The organism is Porphyrobacter sp. MBR-155 (assembly GCF_040547625.1).
Classification (GTDB): Bacteria; Pseudomonadota; Alphaproteobacteria; order Sphingomonadales; family Sphingomonadaceae; genus Erythrobacter.
This window is the reverse complement of sequence record NZ_JBEPQB010000015.1, coordinates 1-13,153: the sequence shown is the minus strand read 5'-3', so window position 1 is coordinate 13,153 and position 13,153 is coordinate 1. Positions and strand designations below refer to the sequence as shown.

Annotated in this window: 9 protein-coding genes and 1 pseudogene; 5 read left to right on the top strand and 5 right to left on the bottom strand. The window is 55.7% G+C overall.

What is annotated here, in order from left to right:
• The first annotated feature begins 226 nt into the window (after nt 1–226).
• Nucleotides 227–499, top strand: a complete 273-nt coding sequence (locus ABIE62_RS14090; RefSeq protein WP_354326960.1) for an ArsR/SmtB family transcription factor — start codon at nt 227–229, stop codon at nt 497–499.
• A gap of 55 nt (nt 500–554) precedes the next feature.
• Here ABIE62_RS14090 and ABIE62_RS14085 read toward each other — a convergent pair whose 3' ends face one another.
• The 4 genes from ABIE62_RS14085 to ABIE62_RS14070 are packed head-to-tail and all read right to left on the bottom strand — an operon-like array spanning nt 555 to nt 5,246.
• Nucleotides 555–1,589: a hypothetical protein gene (locus ABIE62_RS14085; protein ID WP_354326958.1), complete on the bottom strand. Its 1,035-nt coding sequence runs from the start codon at nt 1,587–1,589 to the stop codon at nt 555–557.
• 43 nt (nt 1,590–1,632) lie between these two features.
• On the bottom strand, nt 1,633–3,816 hold the full coding sequence (locus ABIE62_RS14080; RefSeq protein ID WP_354326956.1) for a topoisomerase DNA-binding C4 zinc finger domain-containing protein: 2,184 nt from the start codon (nt 3,814–3,816) through the stop codon (nt 1,633–1,635).
• The gene (locus ABIE62_RS14075; RefSeq protein WP_354326954.1) at nt 3,813–4,559 is read right to left on the bottom strand and encodes a PP2C family serine/threonine-protein phosphatase; all 747 of its coding nucleotides are present in this window, start codon (nt 4,557–4,559) and stop codon (nt 3,813–3,815) included. The genes ABIE62_RS14080 and ABIE62_RS14075 overlap by 4 nt, the downstream gene beginning before the upstream one ends.
• Before the next feature lie 6 nt (nt 4,560–4,565).
• Nucleotides 4,566–5,246, bottom strand: a complete 681-nt coding sequence (locus tag ABIE62_RS14070; protein ID WP_354326952.1) for a vWA domain-containing protein — start codon at nt 5,244–5,246, stop codon at nt 4,566–4,568.
• 132 nt (nt 5,247–5,378) lie between these two features.
• Here ABIE62_RS14070 and ABIE62_RS14065 point away from each other — a divergent pair, with 132 nt between their 5' ends.
• The 4 genes from ABIE62_RS14065 to ABIE62_RS14050 are packed head-to-tail and all read left to right on the top strand — an operon-like array spanning nt 5,379 to nt 12,437.
• Nucleotides 5,379–8,183 carry a class I SAM-dependent DNA methyltransferase gene (locus ABIE62_RS14065; RefSeq protein WP_354326950.1) on the top strand — a complete coding sequence of 935 codons (2,805 nt, stop codon included), beginning with the start codon at nt 5,379–5,381 and terminating at the stop codon, nt 8,181–8,183.
• A 13-nt stretch (nt 8,184–8,196) separates the two neighbouring features.
• The gene (locus tag ABIE62_RS14060) at nt 8,197–10,248 is read left to right on the top strand and encodes a DEAD/DEAH box helicase family protein (RefSeq protein WP_354326949.1); all 2,052 of its coding nucleotides are present in this window, start codon (nt 8,197–8,199) and stop codon (nt 10,246–10,248) included.
• Entirely contained in the window at nt 10,248–11,438 is a 1,191-nt protein-coding gene (locus ABIE62_RS14055; RefSeq protein ID WP_354326948.1) for a GIY-YIG nuclease family protein, read from the top strand. Before ABIE62_RS14060 ends, ABIE62_RS14055 begins: the two co-directional genes overlap by 1 nt.
• A gap of 30 nt (nt 11,439–11,468) precedes the next feature.
• Nucleotides 11,469–12,437 (top strand): DUF6161 domain-containing protein, encoded by a 969-nt coding sequence (locus ABIE62_RS14050; RefSeq protein ID WP_354326947.1) that lies wholly within the window; start codon nt 11,469–11,471, stop codon nt 12,435–12,437.
• Here ABIE62_RS14050 and tnpC read toward each other — a convergent pair.
• Nucleotides 12,382–13,074: pseudogene (gene tnpC / locus ABIE62_RS14040) on the bottom strand (IS66 family transposase); the annotation flags it as partial. The gene ABIE62_RS14050 and the pseudogene tnpC sit on opposite strands and share 56 nt — an antisense overlap.
• Nucleotides 13,075–13,153 lie beyond the last annotated feature (79 nt).

The following is a 13,153-nucleotide window of genomic DNA, read 5'->3' as shown; positions in this document are numbered from 1 at the left end:
TCGATCCTAAAGGGTCGAGATTCCAATCAGGTGAGCGTCTCGATAGCTCGGTGTCACCTACGCTACTAATAGTGCCGACACTACACATGGCACTTCCTCCTCTCTGTCCATGCCAAGAAATTCAGCATGGTCAGGGGGTATATAGCTTATTACTTCAATTATTCAATAGGTATTGAGGCATTGAATATTTCTTGCCTTTAGCGAGGGTCAGGGTTATCTTTCAAATATGGAAAAATCAGATGTTGTCGCGAAACTTAGTGCTCTTGCTCAACCAGTCCGCCTGGACATTTATCTTGCTATCGCAGCTCACCCCAATGGCTTGTCTTCAACCCGGGTAGCGGAAGAGGCTGGTGCAATGCCGACGAATACGTCGGTGCATTTGTCAGTGCTCCGAAATGCAGGGCTGGTGACAGCGACGAAGGTTGGCAGGACGGTTACCTACCGGGCAGATACCGGTTCAATGAGCGGACTCGTCCAATTCCTTTCGGACACCCAGTAGGGCGAACACTAATCTTCAGCACCACTCTCGGGCGCGAAGACCAGAGTGGCTCGCATTACCAATAGCGTTCCAGTCCGAGATCGTGAGGATCAAGCAAGTTTGGCTCCCAAACATTGATATTGGCACTTTCCCCGTCTGTCGGGGAAACGAGCAAGCCGCCATACCAAAGAACGTCACGGGCCACGTCAGCAACGATATCAAACTGTGCTTCATCATCCCAATCTGGTCCGAGTGACCAGAGCCGCCTTAAGGCCGCAACCAAATCATCTAGGAAAGGCCGAAAGCCAGCTTGGTCAATTGCTATTTGCGCCTCGTCACTCAGGCAAGCCTGATCATCCAACCCATCGAGATGTCCATAGGCGTATGAAGCAATGCGCATCGGCTCCAACAGCGGAGCTGCGATTTCTAGCGCAGCTCGGTCCAAATCGTTATGCTGCCAGAAGGAGGTCCGCGCCGTTTCCGACTTAGTGGCGGACACCCCTAAAACTCCAATCAATCCCTCCTCGTAACGTTCAAGCTGCTGTGCGCCAAACATCGCGCTCAGTCGGCAAGCTGCATATTCCTCCCAGCAGGCTTCGACGATCGGAGCAAAAAAGGCCTCAACGTAATCCGAGTAATTGGCTTGCAGAATTCGTCCGGGAAACGCGCGGTCCTTTTCTGTCGTGACCTCCACGTGCGCGCATTCATGAGCGAGGAGGTAAAGGGTGTCGGAAAATCCAACACCTTCCTCACCGTCCTCAGTTTCTTCTAACCCGTGCAGGTAATGCGCATTGAAGACCATGTGGACCTTCACGGCACCATCCCGCAGGACTGCGGGAGCCATCGCGACCCCGACAAGCTGATCGTCATTTGAACGGGTAAGCGGTCGAAGCCCTTCAACTCCGCGGTCAAGGCCGAGGAGAGCATCATCGTAATCGTGCGCGACGGTAACACCGTCGAGGCGCTCCAGATTGATGTATCTGCTGATAGACCGGATGTAGCTCGCTACAGCGTTGGCCATTGCCGTGGCCACAGCATCGTCCTGAAAGCCCTGCATCGAAAACGAGATCGTCGAAGGTGCGGTTGGAAGGGGATCAGCATGGGTGTTCACCGACAATGCTCCTCTTGCCTGTCAGCCTGATAGTTCACACAGGTCACGAGCGGGTCCCCTTACAGCTTGGATAACGGGAGCAACCCCAGAACGAGTTGCCGGCATTGCGACCGCGCCTTGCAACACGCCTGACCATTCTCGATCCACATCTTGGGCAGGACACCCCTCCACTGGCAGTCGCTGGTGGAGGTGGTGGCGAAGGGGAAGGAGAGGGGGACAGGACAGTTTGTCGAATTGGCTTCGGCCGTGCGGTGCTCGGAACTGGGATTGCCGCACGTGCAGGTCTCGAAGGTTTAGGAATCCCCAGAAATGCAAGGTCGGCTTCGAGCTGCGCCCTTTGTTCGGCGAGTGCGGTCAACCTTGGGTTCGCTTGCTGCAGTCTTGAGCGCATCCCAGCTGCTGACTGCTGGAGTTCAGCCTGCCCCCCGTCAATCTTCTTTGCCAGTGCAGATGCCCGATTGGCGAAATCAGCATCGAGCTTCGCTTGTGCAGCAGCGTCAGACGGCGTCGGGTTGGGATTGTATTGAAACCGCCGTTCGAGCCCAGCTCTCCACTTCATGAGCTTGTCGGCGGTCGCTGGCCCAAAGCCAGGTATATTCAAGATGGCGTTCTGCTTGACGTCGGCCGCAGACTCGATGCCGTAGGAGACAAGCACCGCCTTCTTGGCCTGACCAATACCGGAGATGCTAGCGCGCCTGATCAGGAAACGATCAAGATACTCGGTAAGTTGACGGTTGCGCCGGTCATTCTGAAGCTTGGTCTGAGCCTTTGCCTTCTTGGCACTGAGGCCTTTGTATTCCTCAACTGCATCTTCAAGCTCGAGGTGCAGATCGATCAAGCCAGTCAGGCCTGTCGACTTTCGCCATTCCGAAAGCGCTCGATCCCATTCGCTCTCTGTCTGGCTATAGATCCGACGCCACTCGGCCTTGTCAGGGCCGCCCTTATCGAATTGACTCCAGGCAACGCCGAAAGCGATCAGCCATACGATGAAGGCGTCAGGGAAATAGGCAAAACCAGCAACGCCGCCAGATGCCGCAGCGCCAGACAATAGCTTGTAGCCTATCTTGCCGGACTTCGCCTTCTTTGCATCCTCGCTGGGATCGAGATTGAACGTTGGGACGGGTGGGGACGCGGTGTTGGGATCAGGCAGCACCACAGCTTTGATCGCCGCCCATGCCTTATCGACGTTGAAATTTACGAGGTTAACGGTCGCCTTGCCCACGGTAGCGACAGTCGAGATGAAAAGCATGGCGCCGGTAGCGGCTTCCATCCGGCACCATGGGCACTTCTTCGCCGTTGAGGGGTAGAAGTGCATTCCATCGGTGCTGCACCGGCTGAACTGACGCTCCAGTCCCTGCAGCATCGACACCCATTCAGATGCTGAAGGCCTATCAGCGGGATTGAGCCCAAACGCCCGCTCAAACCCGTTGGATATGTCGGCGGGAAAATCATCGAGCGACGGGAGAATGCCGGGCGGTGAAACGCCTGTTTTTCGATTCCTGCTGTAGGCGAACAGGTTCGCAGCGATCATTTGATCAAGGGAAAGATCGCTGCCCTTCAGCTGTCCCGCGTAAGGGTGCCGCCCCATGAAAAGCAGACGGAAAATCGAGACCGCCAGAGCGAAGTTATCATGCTCCTTGGTGCGGGGAACCCCTTGCAGTGATCGTCCATGCAACTCAGGTGCGGTGAAATCTGGCTTGCCGACAAGGCACGGGTAAAGCTTGCCGCCGATTTCGAACTGAAAGCTGTCCGCGTCGATCAGGGCAACCATCGCCTCTGAGGAGACCAGAATGCCTGACTCATTCAGATCGCCGATCACGCAAGGCGAACTATGCACCTGTGCAACAGCTCGAGCCGTATTTGCAGCCGCCCGCACAAGGAAACGGAAGTCAGCCTTGGGGAAATGCGTCTTACGGTCTTTCGGGCCATAGAGTTGATGCAGCTCGTGAAAGCCCTCCACCAGCCTCATCGTGAAGCCGGCAAACTCGCCAGATCGCAGGCTGACCAAGCTATCCGGATAGGCAACAAGGCTGGATGACTGAGCGAGGCCATTCTTGACCATGGCTGAGACTTTGGCTTCGCGGTCAGCGCGCTTATCTTCGAAATAGACCTTTACGGCTTTGCGATAGGGGCCATCCAGCAGATAGACGGTTCCCTCGCCACCCTTCGCGATCTGCTTCGCTACCGGCAATCGCTTACCGCCGACGTAAAGTTCAGGCAGCTTCATCGTGACGACAGAAGCAGCAATGTCTTGTCATCGTCCGTTTTATCGCAGACCTTCGGACCGCGCAAAAAGGCGGCGAGCGCAGACGACAGTTTGGCATCCTTGCCCGGCTCATTCAGGGCATCGACCGGAGCGATCATGGTGTTGAAGAACGGCTCATGAGGTGCATCATTGCGATGATCGAGAACTAGGTTCTCAATCCCGTCGCTGAAGACAGCGAAGCCCGTCCACTCCCCTTCGTGCCTTTCCAGACGAAGACGGGGCATCGGATCATCGGTGGCGAAATAGGTTGTCGAAGCAAACTCGCCGTTCTCGGGCGGAGAAATTGTTTCCCACGCAGCCCCCGTGCGAGCAACTATCGCTCCGTCGCCAATATGCGCCGTCAGGATCTTGTTTCCGGTAGCCACGAGCATCACCAACGTTGAGGCAAAGGCACGCCGGGTCGTTTCTCGTTGTTCGGCCGCCATTGCAAGCCGATCACGTGCTGAATCTACCCAAGACCAGACGTCATCATCTTCTGGAAGCACTCGACCAACGCGGAAATGCGCACGGAGCGACTCACTCAATGTCCGGACAAGGACCGATGCACCCTCTCCCCCGAACGGGGCAGAACCTGCACCATCACACACAATCGCACATAGAGCCCCGGAGCCGGTCAAAAAACAGGACATTGCATCCTGTTTCCTGGTCCCGAGCCGCAAATGTGAACTGCCTATCTCAGAGGCTGCGGCCCACCGCCAAGCCATGACAGACTAGCCTGCAACAGCCCATCCATCTGGTGCCATAGGGTTTACCAGCGCCACTTTATCGCTAGGTGTCGACTGGGAGACCGAGCTTAGCGAGCTTGAGAGCCAAGCGAATAGTTCACTAAATGCAAGGCCCCTGAGCATCAAGGGCTGCCTCGTCGCGATCTGACCAAGCACGCCGATGTCGGCACCTTGAACGCCAACAGCGTAGAACATAAATTCGTTACGCTCCTCGCCTTCATGGACGAGCCTTGCAGCATTCTTCCAGCTGTCAGTTGGTGCTCCATCAGTGATCAAGAACACCCACGGCCGGTAATACTTGATGGAGTTTGCGCGGTAGCGGTCCTTTCGCTCACGGAGCAGTTGAATGCCCCGCTCTATCGCCTCGCCCATAGGGGTCGCACCAGACGGTCTCAGAGTCTCAGGATAAAAGCCATCAATCGTCGTGAAGTCTTGCTGCACCTCGACTGGACCGAAGGTAACAACCGCGATCTCGACCCGTTTCGATGCCAGGGAATCTTGGCTGAGTTCATCGCGGAACTGCGCGAGACCGTTGTTGAGCTCTTCGATTGGCCTGCCGGACATCGAGCCCGATACGTCAAGGAGAAGGACCACAGGGCAACGCTGCTCTGGGTTCTCCGCAAATTCAGGATCCCCAAACGGCTGCTGCTCGAAGTCATTGTCCATACGATCTCGCTCCCTTGCTCGAAGCCTAACCGATTTTATCCGATTATGCCGATGCTTACACTCACACTTCTAAGGCGAGACGCCGCCTCTGGTCAATGCGTTCGGCACACCTGACCTCTGGACTCTGGGGCAATGACCATTGTGGAGGAGGAACTTGGAGCAATCTGTAGAACATCCTATAAGTGCCTGAATCATGGGGACTGCATGCTAAACACGATTGAAATCGAGGAAAGTTTGGAGACGCTCGTCGGTGATGTAGCGGACCGCACCTGCACGTTGCACGACTTCCCCTTCCGGCTAATGGAAGCCTACTCCGCATCCAGAAACGAGATCGCTAAGCTCAGGATGAAGCATTCTCCGGGGCTCATGGCCGCCGACTTGGTATGGCCAAAGAAGCTCATTTATCGAGCAGCCGATCGTGGCCAGGTTCAATCGACGATCGAGACCCTCAAGGCCTCACTCATCGGGAAGAACGGGAAGGTAGCAAAAAGCGTCCCCCGGTTCTTGATGAGCACAGATGGCGATGAGTTCCTGTCAGTCGATCTTAAGACGGGCGAAACACCGGCATTCGACCGTCTTGCCGACTTGCCTGTAAACTATGACTTCCTGCTTCCGATGTTCGGTGTCGAGCGGTATCAGCCGGCGCCGGAAACCGTCGCTGATGTCCGCGCGGCTCGGCACATGGCGAAATTCCATGATGCCATCCGGGACGCCAACCCTGATTGGGGCGATGATCGCGTCCACGATCTCAACCTCTTCATGACCCGGCTGCTGTTCTGCATGTTTGCAGAAGACACCGGCATTTTCCCTGACAAGCTGTTCCTCGAGACTTTACGCCGGGAGGCTGTCGATGTCGGTGGATCCGACACGAAGCGAGTCATCGAAGACATCTTCCTCGCGCTGGACATCGCCGACAAGGTCACTAGGCGGGCAAAAGGCGTCCGATCACAGCGTATTGCGGCTGACTTCCCGTATGTGAACGGCGGTCTGTTCCGCGATCATACCGAGGTGCCGAACTTCAATCGGCGGGCCCGACGTCTGCTGCTTGAGGCTGCTGGGCTTCACTGGGATCAGATCCACGCAGACATCTTCGGATCGATGATCCAGGCAATCGTCCAGACTGACATGCGGGCCGACTTCGGCATGCATTACACATCTGTGCCGAACATTATGAAGGTGCTTGATCCGCTGTTCCTCAATTCTCTGAGGGAACAGCTTACCTCGGCTGGCGATAATGTGAAGGCGCTGGAGAAGCTGATCGACCGGATCTCCCGCATCCGTGTTTTCGATCCAGCTTGCGGTTCCGGCAACTTCCTGATCATCGCATATCGTGAGCTGCGCATCATTGAGACTGAAGCGTTCAGACGAATCCGCGACGTGAAGCGCAAGGGGCAGTTGGCGCTCGCTGACTTCCAGACCGGCATCAAGATCAGCAACTTCTACGGCATCGACCCTGTCGATTTCGCCTGCGAAACCGCCAAGCTATCGCTGTGGATCTCCCAGTATCAGATGAACAAGAAGCTGGACGAGATATGCTCGGCTCCTACCCCAGCTCTGCCCCTGACAGATGCTGGTCACATCGTCGTCGGGAATGCATTGAGAAAAGATTGGGCTGACGTCTGCCCTCCGCGGTCGGATTCTGAGGTCTTTATAGTTGGTAATCCACCTTATCTTGGAAGCAATCTCCAAGACGACGAACAGAAAGAAGACGTATCCATAGTTTTCCGGAACCATACAAAGTCATTTAAAAAGCTGGATTATGTGGCTGCATGGTATGCAAAGGCAGCTCAATACAACCAGATTTCCGGCGGGCAAGCTGCCTTCGTGGCCACCAATTCGATTTGCCAGGGAGAGCAAGTATGCATTCTATGGCCAATTATATATTCATTTGGCCAGGAAATTATATTTGCCTATACATCATTTAAGTGGAAGAATAATGCAACGAACAATGCTGCTGTAATCTGTGTGATTGTCGGAATTGGGGCGCAGGGCAGCCGGCCAGCGAAAATTTTTTATGAAGATCGGTCATTTCCGGCGGATAGCATAAATCCATACCTTGCTAATGCGCCAACAGTTATCGTTTTTCCAAGATCATCCTCGACATCCCTTCCCCAAATGAGCTTTGGCAATCAGTTTCTAGACGGAGGAAACATGATTTTCTCTGAGGAACAGAGAGCTGAACTATTTGATAAATACCCTCAGAGCGAGAAATATTTTCGACAAATTTTAGGTTCAAAAGAACTTATTCAGGGAGACGTTCGTTATTGCCTGTGGATAACAAATAAAGATATCGAGGAGGTTCAATTGATACCTCCGATATGCGAGAGGCTAGAGCGTGTCAGGATCTTTAGAGCGAGTAGTCCGCGTCAAGGAACCAATCAATTCGCCAATTCACCTCATCTTTTTCCCTTAACGTCGAGCCCTCCACAAGAAGCTCTCGTAATTCCGAGAGTCTCCTCTGAGAGACGTCTTTACATTCCATCGGGTTTTGCCACTGATCGGCATATTGTTCCAGACTCAGCGTTTGCTGTTTTGAAGGCGCCGACTTGGCTTTTCTCGATCATTAGCTCAAGAATGCATAGTGCTTGGACGGGTGTCGTTGGAGGGCGACTGAAATCAGATTTTAGATACTCTAACACTCTGGTTTATAATACATTCCCTGTTCCAGATCTATCCCAAGAGCAATTATCTTGCCTTGAGGGGCGCGCACTGAGTGTCCTTGGAGCAAGGGAACCATACTTTACTGACGGCCGGAATTTGGCGTGGCTTTACAACCCCGAGACCATGCCCTCTGATTTGCTTCAGGCTCACCATGAACTCGATGATTACCTCGAGACGATCTACATCGGCCGCCCCTTCAAGGACGATGCCGAGCGCCTGGAACACCTGTTCAAACTCTACGCCCGGATGACCAAAACTGCGGCCAAGGCTGCCTGATCGGGAGGAAACGATGCCAGACTTCATTAAGGTCGAATACGGCGCCACCGGGGCCAGCAAATCCATTGATACGATGGGGATGCGCGAGATGCAGTCGACTGCGTTCGATGCACGCAATGCCCAGTATCTGCTGCTCAAGTCCCCTCCGGCTTCAGGCAAGAGCCGGGCCCTCATGTTCATCGGGCTCGACAAGCTCATCAACCAAGGCCTTCGCAAGGTCATCGTGGCGGTGCCCGAGAAGTCGATCGGTAACTCCTTCCGCTCTACGCTGCTCACGGAGCATGGCTTCTTCGCGGACTGGACCGTCCAGCCTCAGAATAACCTCTGCGATATGCTGGGCGGCGAAGGGGGAAAGATCAACGCCTTCATCCGGTTCATGGAGAGCGATGACGAGATCATCGTCTGCACTCATTCAACGCTGCGTCATGCATTCGATCGGATCGTCAACGAAGGTTCTGGCATCGACGCATTCAAAGACTGCGTCCTCGCGGTCGACGAATTCCACCACGTTTCGGCCGATGCCGACAACAAGCTTGGCGAATTAATCCGCGCAATCATTGCCGAAGGCACGGCACATCTGATCGCCATGACCGGGTCTTATTTTCGCGGTGATCAGGTTCCAGTCCTGCGGCCGGAAGATGAAGAGAAGTTCGCCCGGGTCACCTACACCTACTACCAGCAGCTATCCGGATACGAACATCTCAAGACGCTAGGGATCGGCTACAACTTCTACCATCGCAGCTACCTGACCGCGATCGGAGAGGTTCTCGATCCCAACAAGAAGACCATCATTCACATTCCCAGCGTCAATTCGCAGGCTGCCCTTGGTGATAAGATCAAGGAAATGAACAGCATCCTCGATGTGCTGGGCGATGTTTTCGAAGTCGATGAGGTGACGGGGTTCCAGCATCTGCGGACGCCTGAGGGCCAGGTCCTCAAGATCGCGGACTTGGTAACACCTGATACTCAGCAGCAGGTGCTGAATGGGCTTCGTGGAGTGAGGGAAAAGGATGACCTCGACATCGTCATTGCGCTTGGCATGGCGAAGGAGGGCTTTGACTGGATCTGGTGCGAACATGCGCTGACGATCGGCTATCGCGGGTCTCTCACAGAGGTGGTGCAGATCATCGGGCGGGTTACTCGCGATGCGCCCGGAAAGGCCCATGCCCAGTTCACCAATCTGATCGCCGAGCCCGATACCGAAGACGAAGTTGTGCGCACGGCCGTCAACGACATGCTCAAGGCCATCGCCTGCTCGCTGTTAATGGAGCAGGTTCTGGCCCCAAACTTCAACTTCCGCACGCGGCCTACCGATGATCGGTTCGATGGAACTGCTCGGCCTTCGGTGAAAATTGATCTCCATGATCCAGAACCAGTCGTCGAGGTGAGTGGCCTTAAGGAGCCGACCAGCAAGAGGGCGCAGGAAATCATACAGATGGATATGACGGACCTGATGGCAGCCGTGCTGCAGGACTCGCAGGTTCTTCGCGCTAGCCTGATCCCCGATGAGTTTCCGGCAGAGACAATCAACCAGCACCTTATCCCGGACATCATTGCCCGGCGGTATCCTGATATTGCTGAAAACGAGGAAGACCTTGAAGCCATCCGGCAGAACGTTGTTGCAAGGCGCGCGGTGCTCTCCAAGCTGACTCAATCTAGCCGTGCCTCAGGATTGCCGCCGTCCGAAGAGGAGGGGGCTACTGAAGGACAGAAAGCTCATGCGCAATTGCTCAAGCTGACTTCGAAGTTCGTCTCGATCCCTGATCTGAACATCGACCTGATCGATCAGGTTAACCCCTTCCAGCAATCCTACGAGATCCTCTCGAAAGCACTCGGGGAATCGGTCCTGCGGCGTATCCACCAGTCTATTGCCGAGACCAGAATCGAGATCAGCGAGGCAGAAGCGCTGGCGCAGGTTCCGCGTATTCGCACATTCAAGGAACAGCATGGGCGAGAGCCGAACATCAATGCTGCAGATCCGATTGAGAAACGTATGGCTGAAGCCCTGGCATGGATCAGAGCTGCGGCCATTCGGAGGCAGAAGGAAAAGGATCAGGCGGCCTGATGTCTCGGTCATCGAGCGCCTTTTATGAACTGCTGGATCAGCTCATCACTGACAAGGATGATCTGTTTGTGCCTGAGCTCCGCAAGGCTCCGAACCGGGCAGATGACCAGTCCCGGTTGTTTCTCGAAATCGTGGCCTTCCGTGAGAAGACCGGCAGAGCTCCCGACCCATCGTCACGATCCCCTGAAGAAATGCGCCTCGGCGTTCGGCTGACAGCATTCCAGAAGGATCCCAGCAAGGTCGCTGCCATGCAGGATTTTGACCAGTATGGCCTGCTCCAGCACGCAGCCGAAACACGTAATGAAGTTCCCGCAAGCCTCGATGATCTGATTGCCAGTGGCGATGATCTTTTGATCACGCCAGACGACCATATCTTCGAATTCAATGCTACCCCAACACCCAAGCCGAAGGCCGAGGCCGACATCATCGCCGAGCGCGTTCCGTGCGCGGAGTTCGAGAAGTTCGCTCCGATATTCGACGAGGCGATTGCTGACATCGCAGCAGGCGCCCGTTCGACAGTGCCGACAAGCTCCACCTATCAAATCGCTGTAGGCGATATTTTCATCTTAGAAGGCCAGCTCGCCTACATCGCGGACGTTGGGCCATGGATGACACGGACAAAGGGCGACCAAAAGGATGCGCGCCTGCGGATCATCTATGACAATGGCACTGAGAGCGGCCATCTTCTGCGATCATTCGGCAAGGCACTCTACCGCGCGGACAACAGCAGGCGCGTCCTAGCACCGCAAGCGGGACCTTTGTTCAGCGGTCAGGAAGCCAAGGTCACCGGGTGCATATACGTCGCTCGCACCCTTTCTCAGGATCCGGTGCTTGCAGATTTGAAACACCACATGCTCAAAATCGGATCCACGGTCGGAACGGCAAACGAGCGGATCGCCGGGGCTGCAAACGATCCGACGTTCCTTATGGCGCCGGCCGGGGTCGTTGCGGAATACGAGACGAAGGGCGTCCCACCGAAGAAGATCGAAGGTTTGCTGCACCGGTTCTTCTCAGGTGCGTGCCTGAACGTCCGATTGCCTGACCGGTTTGGCAAATCGGTTGATCCCCGTGAATGGTTCATCGTGTCACCAGAGGCAGTCGAGCAAGCGATCCGGCTCATCGCGACGAGGAGGCTGCACCTCTATCGCTACGATGTTGGCGATGATGTCATCGTTGAACGGTTGGCCTGATGGTGAGACTTTGAAAGGGGTTGAATTGAAGTGAGCGTTGCGGACGACATCAAGAAGAACGCTGCCGATAACCGTCAGTCGAATCGCAACGAGTTCAGCGCTCTTCGCCAGCCATGGAGCAATCTAGAGACATCGGTTGGCGATTATCTTACGAGGCATCCCGAGCGGATTGATCAGATCCCGCAGGTCATTCATTCGAATGCCAACCTTCCCAAAGCGTTCACGGTGGACTCGAAGATCGGCAAAATGATTGCCGATATCGCAGTGGAATCCGGAGCACTGCAGGCTTCGGGGGCCCTTAGATTCCATATGGCAAATGACTCCGAACAGGTCATTCAGCAGATGTCGAAGGTGCAGGTCGCGGGGGTCATCGACCTGCAACAGCGTCTGTCGGGGCTTTCATCTAAGAGCATCTCTACGGCCCGGAGCGCTGCCAGGAACATGGTTGCCTCGCTATCGGAGGACGTTGCAAAGCATCGGCAAGAGCTAGCCGATAAGGAGGAAATGCACAGAACGCGCCTCCAAGAGCTTGTCGACGAAAGCGAACGTCAGAAGGCCGACGTTGAGGAATGGCGTTCAGCCACGGAGGCGTCGATCTCGGAAATTCGCTCTGAGTGGGATCAGCGATTCCAAGAAACACACGAGCAATTCACTGAAAAGCTTCGTATTGAGGCGCCAGTGAAGCTTTGGAACGACAGGGCTGCCACTCACCGGGAGGCTGCCAGAGTATGGCAGAGGGTGTCCATTCTGGCTGCAATTGTGGGAATGGGTTTGGCGGCGCTCTTTGCGTGGGGAGCACTGTCCCTTGCAGCATGGCTCTTTGCGGACGCTTTCGTCGTGGCGAAGGGAGCGCCGCTTCCCTCAGGCCTCAGGCCAACATGGCAGTATGAAGTGATCTTCGCCTCGGGTGCGACGTTGCGTAAGCGTGTGCTGAAGGCCGCGGTCAGGCTGCCTTTGCGAGGTTGTTTTCTGCAGTCGGCTGCCAGTTCCACGGCATGAGTTCGTCCCATCGCGATGCGGGCCAGTCTGCTGCGATCCGGGCGATGACATCGGCGATATAGGCCTGCGGCTCGAGACCGTTCATCTTGGCGGTCTCGATAACCGAGTAGATCGCGGCGGCGCGTTCACCACCGGCTTGGGAACCGGCGAACAGCCAGTTCTTTCGACCGATGGCGATGGGGCGGATGGCTCTTTCCGCGATGTTGTTGTCGATCTCGAGCCGACCGTCATCGAGGAAGCGGGTGAACGCCTTCCATCGTTTGGTGCCATAGCGGATAGCCTTCGCGGTGAGCGACTTTGGCGCAAGTTTGCGCAGGGCATCATCGAGCGCGGCGCGCAGCGCCGTTACCAGCGGCTGCGACCGCTCCTGACGGATACTTCGTCGGATCTCGGCGGGCTGGCCCCTGATCTCGGCTTCGATGGTGTAAAGCTGGCCGATACGGCCGAGCAGGTCAGTGGTGAGCGCGGTAGGCTGCTGCTTGTGGCGCTCGAACAGCTCGCGTCGAAAGTGCGCCCAGCAGGCAACTTCCGATATGCTGTTGCCAGCGTAAAGCGCGTTGAACCCGGAGTAAGCGTCGGCCTGGAGGAAGCCTTGGAACCCGGCGAGTTCACGCTTGGGATTGGACTTGTAACGGTTTTGCGCCGGTCACCGATCTCACTATGCCACCCTGGCTTCGAATGCGAGCGGGCTGATGCCGCCCAGATACGAATGGCGG